Source organism: Oceanobacillus sp. FSL W7-1293, from assembly GCF_037969815.1.
Lineage (GTDB): Bacteria > Bacillota > Bacilli > Bacillales > Amphibacillaceae > Oceanobacillus > Oceanobacillus oncorhynchi.
The window spans coordinates 532,540-548,412 of the sequence record NZ_CP150212.1; the positions used below are offsets into that span (position 1 = coordinate 532,540).

Here is a 15,873-nt window from a genome sequence, read left to right on the forward strand (position 1 = left end):
AGTTTACAACTATATCGCCATCGATGAATTTAAGTAGACAGGAAGGCGGAAAGGGCTTATTGATAGTAGATTGATAACCAATTTTCAACTATCTAGGAAACTGCTATAATAATGAGAACGTTTTCGAGGAGCGCTTTAAACGGAAAGGAGCATTATCATGTTTGAATTATTAATTACATTAGTAGAAAGAGTTGGAATTATTGTAACGATAGCCTTTGTGCTGACAAGATTTCGCTTCTTCCGGAAAATGTTTTATCAGGATCAGCTGAATCGCCAGCAGCATCTTACAGCTATTCTTTTTTTCGCCTTTTTTGGGATTATTGGTACATATACAGGGCTGAATGTAAATACGGACAGCCTGCAATTTAACCGTTGGGCAACGGACTTGATGTCAGAAGAAGCGATTGCAAACGCAAGGGTTATTGGCATCGTTATCGCTGGTTTGCTTGGAGGGCCTAAGGTTGGTATTGGGGCCGGGGTGATTGCCGGAGTTCATCGCTTTACGCTGGGAGGATTTACAGCAATAGCCTGTGGAGTTGCCACCATGATTGCAGGGGTCCTTGCAAGTCTGTTCTATAAGAAAAATAAACGGATTAAACTGCAAACCGCTTTTTTTGTCGGGGCGATAGCTGAGGCAGTACAAATGCTGGTCATTCTGGCTTTAGCCCGGCCGATAGAGCAGGCTTGGACTCTAGTTAATTTAATTGGGCTGCCGATGATTTTAGCTAACGGCATCGGCTCAGTGCTTGTTCTGCTGGTTATTAAAAGTGTATTGAAGGAAGAAGAGAAAGCAGGTGCTGTACAGGCCCAAAAAACGTTAAGAATTGCAGATCAGACACTTACGCATTTACGTAATGGTTTACAAATAGAAGCAGCAGAGGCAGTTTGCCGTATTATTCATAAAGAACTAAATACAAGCGCTGTATCCATCACAAATAAGACAGCTATTCTTGCACATGTCGGACTTGGACATGACCACCATCAGCAGGAAAACCCAATTCAGACAAAAATTACTGCAGAAACCATAGCAAGCGGGAAAATCAAAATGGCAACAGCGGAATCGATTCATTGTACAAACCCAGATTGTCCGCTGGAAGCTGTTATTATTGCTCCTCTTAAAGAACAGGGCGAAATTATAGGTACACTAAAATTTTATTTCCAGTCAGAAAATGACTTGACCAATGTCAATATGGAATTGATTACAGGGTTAAGCTCCATGATCAGCCATCAGCTGGAAATTGGTCAGGCAGAACGGGTGTATCAGCTGGCTAAAGAAGCAGAAATAAAAGCGCTTCAGGCTCAGATTCATCCGCATTTTTTATTTAATACATTAAATACAATTGTATCACTTATCCGTCTTCATCCGGGGAAAGCTCGGAAAATGCTGATTTCTCTGTCTCATTTTATTAGGCAGAATCTATCCGCTACTACACAAAAAATAACGACTTTAGAACAGGAATTAAAACAGGTCCAGTCTTACCTGTCCTTGAATGAAGAAAGATTTAAAGATAAGTTAACGGTGAAGTATCAAATCGATGAGAAGGCGTTATCGGAAGTGATTCCGCCTTTAACCCTGCAGCCAATCGTTGAGAATGCAATCATGCATGGGTTTAAAGATAAAGAAAGCGATTGTGTCTTAGAGGTTACGATGAAAAAACACCCAGACAGTGTTTATGTCGGGATTAAGGATAATGGCATGGGGATGAGTAAGGAAGCAGCAAATCAAATACGTCAAGCACCGATAGATTCGACATCAGGAAATGGCTTAGCGCTTTACAATGTAAATCGGCGGCTGCGTATTCTTTTTGGCGAGGAAGCTTTACTTCAAGTAAGAACCAACGAGGAAGGGACCAATATTTATTTTGTCCTGTCGCATAAGGAGGAAGAAAAGCAATGGATCAGTTAATGCAAGTGCTTATCGTTGATGATGAACCATATAACCGGGAAGAATTAAAGCATTTACTAAGTGAATTCACACAAATACAATCTGTTCAAGAAGCAGAATCAGGTGAGGAAGCCATCATGAAGACTATGCAGCATCAGCCAGATGTTATTTTCTTAGATGTAGAAATGCCGAAAGTGAGCGGAATGGAAGTAGCAAAGGCGATACAAGAACTGAAAAAGCCGCCGCTGGTCGTTTTTGCTACAGCATATCCGCAGTTTGCTGCAGAGGCTTTTCGCTATGACGCTGTAGATTATTTATTGAAGCCATACGATGAGGAGCTGTTGAAAGAAACGATTGGGCGGCTGGAGAAAAAACGCGGGGCGAAAGAACAGACGAATCCAGGGAAAGCACCTGGAAAGCTGGCGATAGAAGTGGAAGGAGATATTCACTATATAGAGCTGAAGGATATTTTGTATATGTCACGAATAGAAAAACGGACAAAATTAATCACGAAGCAAGGAGAATTTGATATCAAAATGCCGCTGAAAGAACTGGAAAATCGCTTGTTAGCGTATGGTTTTTTCAGAATTCATAAAAGCTTCTTAGTTAACCTGGAGCATATTCAACGATTAACTCCATGGTTTAATGGCGCTTATCATTTGCAGTTAGAAGGAAGTAAAGACACGCTTTCCGTCAGCAGAAATTATGTAAAAGCATTACGTGCTAAATTAGAAATCTGATGCTTTCTTTCAATGCATCTTAATTCCTTGAAAGAACATCATAACGCTTAAAAATAACCTTTTGTTCCTGATTTCCCCTTCTCCTGCTTTGTATATTCTATACTTAATGAAAACGTATTCATTAATGGCGGAAAAGGGGGAGAAAGTTTGTATACATTTCTAGCAGGAATTGTTTTATTAATTATCGGTTATTTTACGTATGGGAAATTTATTGAGAAGCTTTTCGGAGTCAAAGAAAGCCGGCCGACACCTGCCTATGTGAACGGAGATGGCATGGATTATATTCCGATGAGTACGCCTAAAAATTCGCTGATTCAGCTTTTGAATATTGCTGGCACCGGCCCGGTTTTTGGTCCGATTATGGGAGCTTTATATGGACCGGCCGCATTTATCTGGATAGTAGTGGGATGCATTTTTGCAGGGACTGTCCACGATTATTTAACAGGGATGATTTCCATCCGGAATCGGGGAGCGCATTTGCCTGAGCTTGCGAGCAAGTTTTTAGGAAAGGTTATGAAGCATGTCGTTAACGGCTTTGCAGTCCTTTTACTATTGCTAGTTGGTACGGTATTTGTTTCTACACCAGCAAGTCTGCTTCATTTATTGGCAGACGGGCGTGTCGCCTTAGGTATCTTTATTGCATTTATTTTTGTTTACTATATCTTGGCTACGATGCTTCCAGTTGATAAAATTATAGGCAGACTGTACCCTTATTTTGGAGCATTGCTGTTACTGAGTGCAATTGGTGTTGGAGTCGGTTTGGTTGTAACAGGAGCACCAATTCCAGAGCTATCATTCCAGAATTTTCATCCTGAAGGGGCAGCTATCTTTCCATTATTGTTTTTTACTATTTCATGTGGTGCTTTATCTGGTTTCCATGCTACACAAACACCGATTATATCGCGGACAACCAGAAAAGAAAAAGAAGGACGTAAAATTTTCTATGGCATGATGATTGCAGAAGGAGTTATTGCAATGATATGGGCTGCAGCTGCTATGAGCATGTTTAACGGCTATAATGGATTGAATGACATTTTAGCCGCTGGTGGACCAGGAGCCATTGTAAGTGAATCTTCTACGACGCTTCTGGGAGCAATTGGCGGAACGCTAGCTGTGCTGGGTGTTATCGTACTTCCAATTACTTCTGGAGATACAGCATTTCGCAGTGCACGAATGATTATTGCAGACTACTTAAAAATTGGACAGAAAAAGTTCTCCAGCCGTTTGTGGATTGCCTTGCCGTTATTTGTGGTATCGATGGTTTTAACGCAAATTGATTTTGAATTATTGTGGCGTTATTTTAACTGGGCAAACCAGTCAACGGCAGTAATCGCTCTATTTGTTGGTTCGATGTATCTTTATATTGCAGGGAAAAATTATTTCGTCGCTCTGGTTCCAGGGACATTTATGTTGGTTATGGTTATTACTTATATTTTGTCACAGCCAATCGGTTTTAATTTACCTATGAATATATCATGGGGAGGCGGCTTTATTGGAGCAGCACTGCTAGTGGTTTTATTTTTTAAAGCAGCTGCAAAGGCACGTGCCAATAATATTCCGCTTGAAGTGGATGTCTCTGATTGGAAGCAAGCTTCTTAATTATAAAGAACAAGATGACTGGAGGCAGTTATCTTGTTCTTTTTTAATAAATTCTACAAATTCATTTCATTTTATTTAATTATTTGTGAATATTAACCATAATTATGAGGATATCCCTTAAAAATTAAAAGAATGCTTCTACTTCCCATTGAAATTATGTTACATTTAAACTAGGTAAAAAATTTCATGAAGAGGAGAGAGGATTTTGGATTTAGGACAAAAACTTAAATTTTTACGAAACAAGCAGAATTCTACCCAGCATGAGATTGTTGAAGGTATTTGTTCTGTATCCTATTACAGCAAGATTGAAAACGGTAATGTCGTTCCTAATGAAGAGATTCTACAATTGCTTGCTGAACGGTTTGGAATCGCCCCTGAAGAATTAGTACAAATAGAAGAAGTGGTGAATGATCAGGTTGTTCAAGAAGCGGAGAATATCTATAATTTGATTAAAGAAGACCAAGCTGCAGCCAAAGAAGCCTATCAATCATTTTTGGAAGACTTCGAAAATTCATCCGATCCTGGTATCAGACTGCTGATCAGCTTAATAGAGTTGCGATTTGCTCTAAGATTTTCAACAATGGAGGAAATTGAAGAAAAATTTCAAGAGGCAGAATCTTTGAAAGATTATAGTAACTTGAAAATTATGCCTTTATTTAATAGAGTTTGTGGCTTATACTATTATAAAACAGGCAATTATGATGCAGCTTTAGAGTTATATCTAGGTCTGGCAAACTCTTTGAATTATCCGTATAAAGCAGATATTCATTATGAACTTTCCCTCGTTTATAACCGAAAAGGTAATATGTATAAATCGATTAAGCATTTGGAAAAAGCTTTAAATGAGTATTTACAGGAAATGAACTATGATAAGTGTACAGTTTGTTATTTCTTGTTAGGTATTAATTACTTTAAAATGGGTAATTATGACGAAGCGATTGATTATTATGATCGTATAGAGAAAGTCATAGCGGATGATAAAAATTTACTTCGGAAGGTGTATCATAATCTGGGACTGGCCTATGAAAAAAAGAAGGATATCGAAAAAGCAATTGATTATTATAAAAAAAGTCTCTCCGTTTCTGTCGAAGAACAGTATAGTATGAAAACAATATACGCCTTAGCGAAATTGTATCTGGGTACGGAGAATAAAGAAAAGGCGGCGCAATACATTACGCGAGGAAAAGCAACAGCAAATAAAATTAGTTTGGAAGAGTATATCATTAAGTTTCATCTCCTTCAATTACAGTTGAATAAAGAGAATATTAAAGAATACTTAGAAACTGTCGCTATTCCATTTTTTGAAGAGAAAAAGGATATAGAATTCCTTATTTACTCTAATGTACTGCTATCTGATTATTATTCTCAAAATAAGCAGTATAAACAAGCTTATTTTAAGATAAAAAATGTTTTAGATATGAAAGGAGGGATTTGATGAAGAAATTAATAATTGCTGCATTAGCGGTATTCGCATTTTTCAGTGTGACCATGACTGTAAGTGCTGTAGATGAAATCGAATACCCAGATTCAACACATAGCCTAGATCCTAAAGATTTTTAAGAGGGTATATGAAGGACGAAAAGCTGTCTTGTACCATTAGATTGGTGGAAGATGGCTTTTTTTGCAGAGCAGATGAATTTGGATGCTATTTTAGGGAATAGATACATATCATATGGAAGTGTTGGAAGTTAGAGAGCGGTCCATCGAAAAAGAGATTGTTTTTATTTATATTTCATGGTAAAGTAATAATATTTCCGTTATAAACCGTAACGATTACGTTTTCTGGCGGATTAATTTATGGGGGGCATTTAAAATGGAAAGCTACATAGAAGCAAAACTTTTGAATAAGGTGATCAGCCGATTTCTCTCAAACGAAGAGCAGTTATTATATGAAAAAGTAATAAATATGGAAAATATGATTTCTGAAAAAGCATGGTCATCCGAGCATTTTATAGATATAATCCGAACAGAGACTCCTCACAAGCATGTAGCTGAAGCGTTCAATTTATCCTTGCACGAACTTCTGGAAGTGTTAAAAGAAATAGAAATAAAAATAGAGAAAAGAACGAAAATGATAAAAGCAGAAACACGCTGGCTTGATTGTACAAATGTTGTTTCAACTGCTTTTGAGAAAAATGAAAATAGAAAATATTTTTATACAGAAGGTTTGTAATGAAAAGATAATAGAGAAAAACAACCATTCGGAAGCGGATAAGGGAATCCGATACGGGTGAACTTAAAAACAAAAATTTTTAACCATAAAACCGTAATGGTTACGTTTTATAGAGAGGAGAGGAACAGGTATGTATAAATGGATAGTGATTGGTGGCGGAATCCAAGGAAGCTGTGTGGCTTCCCGGCTGCTTGAAGAGAGAAGAGCAAAGATAAAAGATGTACTGATTATTGACCCTCATAAACAGCCGTTGGAAAGGTGGCGCACCATCACAGAAAAGATTGAAATGAAATATTTGCGCTCTCCTTTAGTACATCATTTGCACACCGACCCATACAGTTTAAAAAAATATTCTTCTGAAAACAATTATGCCTCAGGTTTGAAAGGGCAGTATCAGCGGCCGTGTTTGGATATGTTTAATCAGCACAGTATGGATTTGTTAGAAGAAACAGGCGTCATGGAATGTTGGCTGCAAGGAATGGTAAACGGACTGTCATGGACGGAACAGGGATGGAAGGTTTGCATTGTGGATGGACGTTGTTTCTTTAGTGAGCGGGTGGTGCTTGCTATGGGTGTTAATCATACCCCTCATTATCCTTCATGGATTGACTCGTATAAGGATCATAAATCCATAAATCATGTGTTTGAAATGGATAGCAGCCTTCCGGAAACGGGGGATGTGATTGTAGTTGGCGGCGGGATGACAGCAGCACATCTTGCCTATGCACTTACACAAAAAGAATCTATTCATTCTGTCACCATGGTGAAGCGGCATCCGTTACGTATTCACCATTTTGATAGTGATCCAGGATGGCTCGGGCCTAAGTATTTGAATAAGTATCATAAATTGACCAGCTATAAGGAAAGAAGGTCAGTTATACAAGAAGCAAGGAATCGAGGTTCCATCACCAGGGATTTATATTTAAAATTATTGAAACAAGAAAGAGCAGGAAGGCTGAATATCCATACAGGCTGTATTCAAAAGATTAGAGAAGATACAGATGAAAGAATGCAGCTTTTTATGGGAAATGAAGAAAAGCTGGAAGGAACCGCTATTTTACTGGCAACCGGTCCAGCCATTGCAATGCCGGGAAAAGAATGGTTAGACCCGCTGATAGAGCAGATGCAATTGCCTTGTGCACCATGTGGTTTTCCAATCGTACCTCAATCGCTTGAATGGAAAAATGGTTTATTTGTGGCAGGAGTGTTAGCTGAGTTAGAGATAGGCCCGGTTTCCAGAAATATTGCAGGAGCAAGGAAGGCTGCGGAACGGATTTTGCAGTTTGCTTAGAAAAGAGAATAGGGAGTTAGGGCCGCCTCATTGACTATGGATTATTGTGTGAGGCGGTTTTTTTGGTTGGATGGTGAGATGAAATTAGCGTTATCTTTATCGTGTGCTTATTGATATCTAAAGATTCGCTTGAAAAATAATATACTTATTATTTACGCTTTTTCTTGCGATTAAATACAATTGTAGCTCCAATAATAGAAAAAATAAGCAAACCGATAAACCAGGCAATCGTGATCCATAAATTATTGTGAAGGGGCGTTCCAGTGAGTAAGCTGCGTAATGATTCTATAAACGGTGTCATTGGCTGATTCTCTGCAAAAGTATGGAGCCATTTAGGCATGGTTTCTGTCGGTACAAAAGCACTGCTTAAATAGGGCAGGAAAAGCATTGGAAATGTTATGGCATTAGCAGTCTCTACACTTTTTACAATAAGACCAAACAGTACAAATAACCAACTAGCAGCGAACATAAATAATGCTAAAATACCGATAACCCCAAGCCATTCTAATAATCCAGCAGTTGGTCGGAATCCAATAATAACTGCTACAAGAATAGTAATGGCTGTAGCAAGTCCATTTCTAGCCATTCCTCCAATAACATGACCTGCTAATAAAGCGGAGGGAAGGATAGGCATCGTACGAAATCGTTCAAATAAACCTCCAGTCATATCATCAGCAACTTCTACAGCGACAAGCGAACTCCCAAAGGCAACACATGTTACAATAACGCCTGGAACAACGTAATTTATATAAGATGTTCCTGTGTCTATTGCTCCACCAAAAATATAAACAAACATAAGCATAAGTGCAATGGGAAGGCCAATACTCATCATCAGTGATTCTATATTTCGGAAAATATGTTTTAATGTACGCTGTGTCATTGTCCAACTATCCAGAATAATCCAAGTCCATTTTGATTCATTCATAAAATTATCAGCTCCTTTCCTGTTATTCATACTTTTTGTTTTTTGTTATCTGCATAAATACATCATCTAAGGTTGGTTTACGAATACTTATCGAGGCAGGTTCAATTCCATTTTCATGAAGGAGTTGTAATTGTTCGCGCAAATTGTTTACGGATGATAACGGAACAAGAATAGTAAGATTCTTTTCATCTGCTTTTCCAGCCAAAAGCTGCTTAGCAGCGGACCAATTTTCTTTTCGATCAGCAAGGTTAATTTCTAGTTTTTCCTCACCCACTAATTTTTTCAATGCTTCTGCTGGACCTTGTTCTACAATTTTTCCCTCATGTAAAATAGCAATTTTATCAGCGAGTTGATCAGCTTCTTCCAAATACTGCGTTGTAAGAAAAATCGTAACACCCTTATTGGAAAGTTCTTGGATAAGCTCCCACATGTTGTTTCGGCTTCTTGGGTCTAGTCCAGTTGTAGGTTCATCGAGAAAAATAACCTCTGGAGAAGCAAGCAGACTGATGGCGATATCGAGGCGTCGTCTCATTCCCCCTGAATATGTTTTTACGGATTTATTTGCTGCATTTACTAAATCAAATTGATGTAAAAGTTCATCGGTTCGTTTTTTTACAGTAGGTCTGTCTAAATGATTCAAGCGTCCCATCATCATTAGATTTTCTTTTCCAGTCAGTAATTCATCTACAGCAGCATATTGCCCAGTTAAGCTGATTCGTTTTTTTACGCTATTGGTATCTTTGCGTGTATCAAATCCCCCAATGAGAGCGGTGCCGTTAGTAGCGGAAATTAGTGTGGAAAGTATATGGACAGTAGTAGTTTTGCCAGCTCCGTTTTCCCCTAGTAAGGAAAAAATACTTCCTCGTTCTACCTCGAAGCTGATACCTTTTAAAACAGAATGATTTCCATAGGATTTTTCTAAATCTTTTACAGAAATAACAGTATCCAAAATTTAACCTCCTTTTATTGATTGACTAATTCAGTCAATAAATAATTTATAATAAACTCCTCCTTTTGTCAATTCTTTATTTGGAGGAGTTTGGTTTTAATTTTAGGATTGAGAAGTCAGAAGAGAGGTTATCGTGTAGTAATCATTCTGAGCAAAATTTCTACTTTCCGCTCCATGTCTTCTTGCCAAAATGTAATATCATCAGCAATGACACCTGATAAAGTCGTAAGGAAAATTCCAACAAGTTCTTCGGAATCCTCTTGGATAATCTCTCCATGTTCTTGACCTTCTTTTATAAGAGGTATAAGGAAATTGATATACATGGTCCCAAGACTATCCACATAATCTTTTACTTCTTGCGGAGTTTCTTCTTTATTACCTGAATTCTGTATAATCCGAAACACGTAACTAGAAGTGGAGTCTGTGGAGGAAAATGCATATAGAACAAATTTTTTAATTTTTTCAGATGGAGACAGTTTATCCTCTTTTAATTCTTCTAAAAAATTGGTTGATGTATTGACAGCAGTTGCCCATTTTAAGCTTTCATACAGAACTTCTTCTTTTGAAGAGAAGTAATGATATATTAATCCATGGCTTACCTTTGCAGCTTTTGCTATCGTGCTTATTTTTGTCAACTTAATGCCGTTGTCTGCAAAAACTTGGAGTGCTGCACTCATAATCTGTTCTTTTCTTTCATGACGTATCTGTTCTAATTGATTTTCGTTTAAAGGTGCCATCAGCAGTGACCTCCATATTCTTTTATTAAAGTAATTCTTTTAATTTAGCTAAAATCTGGTAAAGCTAATCACTCTTAAACATACGAATTCCAGAATCTACATATACACACTTATATAAATACGAACAGCATACTCCATATACTCATATATAATAAGGCTTCTAAACCAGAAAAGCGTTAATCTTTCTCCTAATAATCTATATTCGTTTAAGATTAGCACATAATCAAATAAAAATAAGGTGAAAAGTCCTTTAAGTTAAAATGCTTAAGATAATCATACTTTACCATAAATTTAAATAAATCATGAAAGAAAAGTCAGGTTAATGTTTAAATTTTGTTTAAAAATAGAAATTGTCTATTCTTTTCATTCGTAGAATTGCTATGATGGTTTATAAAGAATGATTATGTTTAATTTAAGAAACAAACTAGAAAAGAAGAAGTAACCATAAGGACACGCATTAGATTATGAGGTGGAATAAATGGCACACATCCTATACATCGAAGACGAACAAGAAATCGGACAATGGGTAACAGAGGATTTAACTGGAAGAGGGCACCAAATAACCTGGCTAACGTTTGGGAATGAATTAGAAAAATATATAAACGAGATAGATCTTGCCATTTTAGATATTATGCTGCCGGGACTTGATGGTTTTTCCATTGGCAAACGAATAAAAAAAGCAAATCCAGACACACCAATTGTGATGTTATCTGCCCGATCGGCAGTAGAGGACAAGATAGAAGGCTTAAGCTTTGCAGATGATTATGTTACAAAGCCGTTCCATCCGGATGAATTAGCTGCGCGAGTCGAAGCATTACTCCGCCGTTTCCAAAAGGAAGAGGATACGATTGAAATCGGACATCTGCAAATCGATACGAGATCATTGGTTATTACTAATAAGCATACAGCGGAAGAGATTTTACTAACAGGAAAGCAATACCAGCTGTTTCAATATTTCATTCGCCATCTGAATCAAATTTTGACGAAGGAGCAGCTTTATGAAGGCGTATGGGGCGAGCGCTTTATGGAAGGAGATAAAACGTTGATGGTGCATATCCGCTATTTGCGTGAAAAAATTGAAGAAAATCCAGCGAAACCAACAATTATTGAGACGATTCGCGGGATTGGATATCGGGTGAAAAAATGAAGCGGTTTTTGAAATCTTTATTAGCAAAATATATATTGATTATCCTCATTGCCATTTTTTTAATACAAGCAGCCTACTTTATTATCATTTTTGTTTTCTTTAATTTAGTAGACGATTCGGATTCCCCAGAGGAAGGGGGGAATACATTTACAGAAATAGAGGAGAAATGGCATCAGGAAGCCACTGCCGTAGTATCGGAAGACGATGTAAATCAACTATTTGAAGAGTGGCGAGAGGTCTATCCAAATGCGTCTATGTTTTGGGTGAATGGGAATGGTATTTTGACTGTACAAAGCAACCTTCAAGAAAACTTACCTGTGGAATGGGACGCAGCTTATACTGCTGATTTCTTAAAAAGAAATTACAATAATGATCCATTTACTGTCGTAGCTTTTGCGGGAGAAAATGAGGAAGATGGTTTTATTGTCTTCCAACTGGAGCGGGAAGTGATGAAGCCCCAAGGACAACGCCTTTTTGATCAGTATAGCTGGGCTATTGTTATGTTGACGATAGGTGTTGTGTTTTTGTTTATTTTTATATCCCTATGGTTTTTCAGAGGAATTCGTAAACGTCTTGTCCACCTGCAAGAAGCTATGGAAATTCGAGATACAGATGGGTTACCGATTCTTATTGAAGAAAAAAAACAAGATGAGATTGGGGATTTAGAGAAATCTTTTAATCAAATGGTACAGGAATTAAGGGCAAGCAGAGAACGTGAACAAGAAGAGGAACAGCTGCGTAAAGAACTGATTGCTAATTTATCACATGATTTACGTACACCTTTAACTAAAATAAATGCACAAGCCTATACATTGCAGAAAATGAATTTGCCAAAAGAGGCGAAGCGTTCTCTTAAACTGACGTCAACATCGATTGAAGACGTTGATAAATTAATCGAAAATCTAATGTCTTATACGTTGCTTATGGCGAGTAAATATAAGAAGGAATTAAAAGAAATAGATATGATGCGTTTTCTCCGTCAATATTTAGCGACTTGGTATCCGGTTTTTGAGAAGGAAGGGTTTGAAGTTGATATTGACATAGAACCTTTTGAACAAAATTTGTGGAGAGTAGATTCATTGTGGTTCAGCCGGATTTTAGATAATCTGTTGCAAAATGTTCTGCGTCATGCGGCAGATGGCAAATATATAGCGGTGCGGACTGAGTCAACGGAGCACCACGATGCCATTGTTATTATAGATAAAGGAAAAGGAATGCAGACGAGTACAAATCAAAACGGTGCTGGGATCGGTCTTTCTATTGTTGATATGATGGTAAAAGGTATGGACCTGGATTGGGAGATGGATTCTATGGAAGAAGGTACAACGATAAAAATTAGTAGAGTAAAAAGAGCTGATGATTAAAACTTATTCTGATTGTAGAAATTCTCATGAAGGAGAAGCGGTGATGAAAAGTATTTACGTATATTGGGGAAACGGAAAAGTAAAATTAACTTGGATGCAATATAACGAACTACCTGAAAGAGAGGTTATAACGAGTGCGCACGGCTTCTGCTTCAAGGATAATAAATTGCTTTTAGTTCATTTAAATAATAGGGGCTGGGATATACCAGGGGCACATATTGAAGGAGGCGAAGCATATGAAGATTGTTTTAAACGTGAGGCATATGAAGAAGGTTATATTGCAGGAAATTGTTCGCTTTTAGGATATATCGCAGTAGACCATACCGAAAATATCGAATGGAATTCGGAAGGGCCTTATCCGAAAGTTGGTTATCAGGTGTTTTATCGTATGGATGTTCAGCAAATTTATGAATTTAAAGCCGCTCATGAATCGAGAGATAGAATATGGATAAATCCGAAAGATATAAAAAAATATATTAAAAATTGGACTACATTACATCAAAGTATTTTAGATGTTGCAATGAAAAGAGACGGGTGATATAAACTGTCTCTTTTTTTTGGCATTTCACCAAGCAAGATAACTTAATAATTCCAGCTTTTTTAACCAAATTTTAAACAAAGCATATACTTCATTTTAACCTCGTACCTCTATCCTTGAAAATAGAGGTGATAATAATGGAATATATCGTAGAAACAAAGAACTTAACGAAATCATTTGGAAAAGAAAAAGCAGTGTCAAATTTAGAAATGAAGATACCAAAGGGAGAAATCTATGGCTTCCTTGGTCCTAACGGGGCTGGTAAAACGACAACAATCCGTATGCTGTTAGGGTTGATGCGGCCAACTTCCGGCTCTGTTCAATTATTTGGCGAAGATATGAAAAACAACCGGATAGACATTTTGAAAAATGTTGGGTCATTGGTAGAAAACCCTTCTTATTATCCGCATTTAACTGCTAAAGAAAATTTAGAAGCAAGCAGAAAAATTCTTCATGCACCAAAGGAAAGAATAGATGAAGTATTGAAGCTGGTCCGCCTGCATGGAGTTGGGAATAAAAAAGTAAAAGGTTTTTCACTTGGAATGAAGCAGCGTCTCGGGATTGCTGCTGCCATGCTTCATCAGCCGGAGCTGCTCATTTTGGATGAGCCTACAAATGGACTGGATCCGTCCGGTATTATTGAAATGCGTGAATTGATTCAAAGTTTGCCGAAAGAATATGGGATGACGGTATTAATATCCAGCCATTTATTATCCGAGATCGACCAGATGGCTACAAGAGTAGGTGTTGTATCGAAAGGGAAAATGATTTTTCAGGATTCTATCGAAACCATGCGTAAAATTGCACAAGCTTCGATTCAAATAAAGGTAAATGATAATGAAGCAGCTTGGCGTTCAATGCTTGCCAATGGACAAAAAGCCGATTTAGGAGAAGAACATATCAATCTGCAAGTGGAGGACGATGAACAGGTAGCTGCTTCCATTGACTACCTCGTCCAGCAAGGCTTCTCTATCTATCGGGTGCAAGAAGAAACACGGTCTTTGGAGAATATCTTCTTGGAGATGACAAAGGAGGAACATGCAGAATGATTTTTCCACTGATACAAGCGGATTTTTTAAAGATAAAGCGTAAAGGATTATGGCTGTTGTGCCTGATTGGACCTGTAGGAGTGGTGGCGTTGCAGATGGTCAATTATGGGGTCCGAAAAGATTATTTGTTTGACCAGATGGATGATCGCTGGCTTTACTATCTTTTGAATATCAATACATTTACCCCGCTTGCGATTGTTTTGGGGATTGTGATTTTAACATCTTTTATGGCAAGTATTGAAGATGAAACCAATGCATGGAAGCAGTTAGTTGCTTTGCCTGTATCCAAACGGTCAGTATATCTATCTAAGTTTACGGTAATCAGCTGTATCTTATTTGTATCCTCCGTCCTTTTATTCCTGTTTGTATTTGGTTACGGTCTGACATTGGGATTAGGAGCAGATATTCCGTATTTACGATTAATGGAGTACAGTTTTTTACCCTTCTTTGCTGCGCTGCCGGTATTGGGACTGCAGCTATGGGTAGCTACAATAAGTAAAAATCAGGCTATCCCGGTAACTCTAGGAGTGATTGGTGTTATTTTTGCATACTCAGCTCCACTTTTACCTGATTGGGTGATTTGGAAATGGCCGGCACTATCGAATGATTGGGGACATTCATATATCAATGCCTTGTTAGGAATCGGCGTTGGGTTGGTGCTGTACTTGCTGGGGATGATTGATTTTAAGAGAAGGGACGTTAAATAAATGTTTTCCGTAATAAGTTCTGAATGGTATAAACTGCGAAAGTCAAAAGTACTACTACTTCTATTAGTGGCACCGCTGATTGGATTATTTATTGGATTGTCCAGTCCGTTAGGCGATATAGGGGCACCCAATCCATGGTATGAAAAATTGATAATGATGAATTTTACCTACGCTGTTTTATTCCTGCCGTTAATTTCAGGGGTCTTAGCTAGTGTGATTTGCCGGTACGAGCATCAGGAAGGAGGTTGGAAGCAGCTGCTGGCGCTGCCAGTGACAAGGGGAAAAGTCTTTCTATCTAAATATCTATTGCTGCTGCTTTTGGTGTTTGCGATGCAATTATTGTATCTGATCTCTATTTATCTGGTTGGAATAATAGAGGGAATCACTGATCCTTTTCCGATGGATATTGTCTGGAAAACGATTGTAGGAGGCTGGCTGGCCACTTTTCCATTAATTGCTTTACAGTTATGGGTTTCGATCGCATTTAAAAGTTTTGCCGCCCCATTCGCGATAAATGTTATTTTTACATTACCGACGGTTTTAGTTATTAATTCGGAGCGTTTTGGCCCATATTATCCGTGGGGACAGCCATTTCTAATGATGAATATTGGCGGAAGTACAGGAGATGTTTTTTTTGTTCCATGGGATCAAATATTAATGGTGATTGGCGGCAGTTTTCTATTGTTTTTTATTGGAGGTTATCTTTATTTCCAAAGAAAAGCGATTTAATAAGAAGAAACACAAAAGGAATGGCAGTCGTCTGCTGTTC

The 15,873-nt window shown here is 37.8% G+C and carries 16 protein-coding genes; 13 read left to right on the forward strand and 3 right to left on the reverse strand.

Annotation, left to right across the window (positions count from 1 at the left end; all coding sequences use genetic code 11):
• Positions 1-157: 157 nt before the first annotated feature.
• From MKY65_RS02750 to MKY65_RS02780, 7 genes are all read left to right on the forward strand, one after another.
• Positions 158-1,906, forward strand: coding sequence for a sensor histidine kinase (locus tag MKY65_RS02750; RefSeq protein ID WP_339182148.1), 1,749 nt, complete (start codon positions 158-160; stop codon positions 1,904-1,906).
• A complete protein-coding gene (locus tag MKY65_RS02755; protein WP_339182151.1) occupies positions 1,894-2,625 on the forward strand; it encodes a LytTR family DNA-binding domain-containing protein in 732 nt (243 codons plus the stop codon). The genes MKY65_RS02750 and MKY65_RS02755 overlap by 13 nt, the downstream gene beginning before the upstream one ends.
• A gap of 147 nt (positions 2,626-2,772) precedes the next feature.
• Positions 2,773-4,224, forward strand: a complete 1,452-nt coding sequence (locus MKY65_RS02760; protein ID WP_339182154.1) for a carbon starvation CstA family protein — start codon at positions 2,773-2,775, stop codon at positions 4,222-4,224.
• 205 nt (positions 4,225-4,429) lie between these two features.
• On the forward strand, positions 4,430-5,659 hold the full coding sequence (locus MKY65_RS02765) for a tetratricopeptide repeat protein (protein ID WP_339182157.1): 1,230 nt from the start codon (positions 4,430-4,432) through the stop codon (positions 5,657-5,659).
• Entirely contained in the window at positions 5,659-5,784 is a 126-nt protein-coding gene (locus MKY65_RS02770) for a hypothetical protein (protein ID WP_276325298.1), read from the forward strand. The genes MKY65_RS02765 and MKY65_RS02770 overlap by 1 nt, the downstream gene beginning before the upstream one ends.
• A 253-nt stretch (positions 5,785-6,037) precedes the next feature.
• Positions 6,038-6,397, forward strand: coding sequence for a hypothetical protein (locus MKY65_RS02775; protein ID WP_339182160.1), 360 nt, complete (start codon positions 6,038-6,040; stop codon positions 6,395-6,397).
• Between the two features lie 130 nt (positions 6,398-6,527).
• Complete coding sequence (locus MKY65_RS02780) at positions 6,528-7,688, forward strand: FAD/NAD(P)-binding protein (protein WP_339182163.1); 1,161 nt, start codon at positions 6,528-6,530, stop codon at positions 7,686-7,688.
• Between the two features lie 148 nt (positions 7,689-7,836).
• Here the strand turns inward: MKY65_RS02780 and MKY65_RS02785 are convergent, their stop codons facing one another.
• The 3 genes from MKY65_RS02785 to MKY65_RS02795 form a co-directional block, all read right to left on the reverse strand.
• Positions 7,837-8,613, reverse strand: coding sequence for an ABC transporter permease (locus MKY65_RS02785; protein WP_339182166.1), 777 nt, complete (start codon positions 8,611-8,613; stop codon positions 7,837-7,839).
• A gap of 22 nt (positions 8,614-8,635) precedes the next feature.
• Entirely contained in the window at positions 8,636-9,562 is a 927-nt protein-coding gene (locus MKY65_RS02790) for an ATP-binding cassette domain-containing protein (RefSeq protein WP_339182168.1), read from the reverse strand.
• Between the two features lie 128 nt (positions 9,563-9,690).
• Positions 9,691-10,299, reverse strand: coding sequence for a TetR/AcrR family transcriptional regulator (locus tag MKY65_RS02795; protein WP_339182171.1), 609 nt, complete (start codon positions 10,297-10,299; stop codon positions 9,691-9,693).
• Positions 10,300-10,777: 478 nt separating this feature from the next.
• On the opposite strand from MKY65_RS02795, the gene MKY65_RS02800 reads away from it, so the two are divergent.
• The 6 genes from MKY65_RS02800 to MKY65_RS02825 all read left to right on the forward strand — a co-directional run bounded on the left by MKY65_RS02800 (position 10,778) and on the right by MKY65_RS02825 (position 15,833).
• Entirely contained in the window at positions 10,778-11,446 is a 669-nt protein-coding gene (locus MKY65_RS02800; RefSeq protein ID WP_339182174.1) for a response regulator transcription factor, read from the forward strand.
• The gene (locus MKY65_RS02805) at positions 11,443-12,810 is read left to right on the forward strand and encodes a HAMP domain-containing sensor histidine kinase (RefSeq protein ID WP_339182177.1); all 1,368 of its coding nucleotides are present in this window, start codon (positions 11,443-11,445) and stop codon (positions 12,808-12,810) included. The genes MKY65_RS02800 and MKY65_RS02805 overlap by 4 nt, the downstream gene beginning before the upstream one ends.
• Positions 12,811-12,853: 43 nt before the next feature.
• Positions 12,854-13,348: an NUDIX domain-containing protein gene (locus MKY65_RS02810; protein ID WP_339185089.1), complete on the forward strand. Its 495-nt coding sequence runs from the start codon at positions 12,854-12,856 to the stop codon at positions 13,346-13,348.
• A 137-nt stretch (positions 13,349-13,485) separates the two neighbouring features.
• Positions 13,486-14,397 carry an ABC transporter ATP-binding protein gene (locus MKY65_RS02815; RefSeq protein WP_339182180.1) on the forward strand — a complete coding sequence of 304 codons (912 nt, stop codon included), beginning with the start codon at positions 13,486-13,488 and terminating at the stop codon, positions 14,395-14,397.
• The gene (locus MKY65_RS02820) at positions 14,394-15,104 is read left to right on the forward strand and encodes an ABC transporter permease (protein WP_339182183.1); all 711 of its coding nucleotides are present in this window, start codon (positions 14,394-14,396) and stop codon (positions 15,102-15,104) included. Before MKY65_RS02815 ends, MKY65_RS02820 begins: the two co-directional genes overlap by 4 nt.
• Positions 15,105-15,833 carry an ABC transporter permease gene (locus tag MKY65_RS02825; RefSeq protein ID WP_339182184.1) on the forward strand — a complete coding sequence of 243 codons (729 nt, stop codon included), beginning with the start codon at positions 15,105-15,107 and terminating at the stop codon, positions 15,831-15,833.
• Positions 15,834-15,873 lie beyond the last annotated feature (40 nt).

Bases quoted from the DNA above. Each gene is read 5' to 3' on its own strand.
- MKY65_RS02750 (WP_339182148.1), top strand. From the start codon at position 158: ATGTTTGAATTATTAATTACATTAGTAGAAAGAGTTGGAATTATTGTA.
- MKY65_RS02755 (WP_339182151.1), top strand. From the start codon at position 1,894: ATGGATCAGTTAATGCAAGTGCTTATCGTTGATGATGAACCATATAAC.
- MKY65_RS02770 (WP_276325298.1), top strand. From the start codon at position 5,659: ATGAAGAAATTAATAATTGCTGCATTAGCGGTATTCGCATTTTTCAGT.
- MKY65_RS02775 (WP_339182160.1), top strand. From the start codon at position 6,038: ATGGAAAGCTACATAGAAGCAAAACTTTTGAATAAGGTGATCAGCCGA.
- MKY65_RS02780 (WP_339182163.1), top strand. From the start codon at position 6,528: ATGTATAAATGGATAGTGATTGGTGGCGGAATCCAAGGAAGCTGTGTG.
- MKY65_RS02785 (WP_339182166.1), bottom strand. From the start codon at position 8,613: ATGAATGAATCAAAATGGACTTGGATTATTCTGGATAGTTGGACAATG.
- MKY65_RS02795 (WP_339182171.1), bottom strand. From the start codon at position 10,299: ATGGCACCTTTAAACGAAAATCAATTAGAACAGATACGTCATGAAAGA.
- MKY65_RS02800 (WP_339182174.1), top strand. From the start codon at position 10,778: ATGGCACACATCCTATACATCGAAGACGAACAAGAAATCGGACAATGG.
- MKY65_RS02805 (WP_339182177.1), top strand. From the start codon at position 11,443: ATGAAGCGGTTTTTGAAATCTTTATTAGCAAAATATATATTGATTATC.
- MKY65_RS02810 (WP_339185089.1), top strand. From the start codon at position 12,854: ATGAAAAGTATTTACGTATATTGGGGAAACGGAAAAGTAAAATTAACT.
- MKY65_RS02815 (WP_339182180.1), top strand. From the start codon at position 13,486: ATGGAATATATCGTAGAAACAAAGAACTTAACGAAATCATTTGGAAAA.
- MKY65_RS02820 (WP_339182183.1), top strand. From the start codon at position 14,394: ATGATTTTTCCACTGATACAAGCGGATTTTTTAAAGATAAAGCGTAAA.
- MKY65_RS02825 (WP_339182184.1), top strand. From the start codon at position 15,105: ATGTTTTCCGTAATAAGTTCTGAATGGTATAAACTGCGAAAGTCAAAA.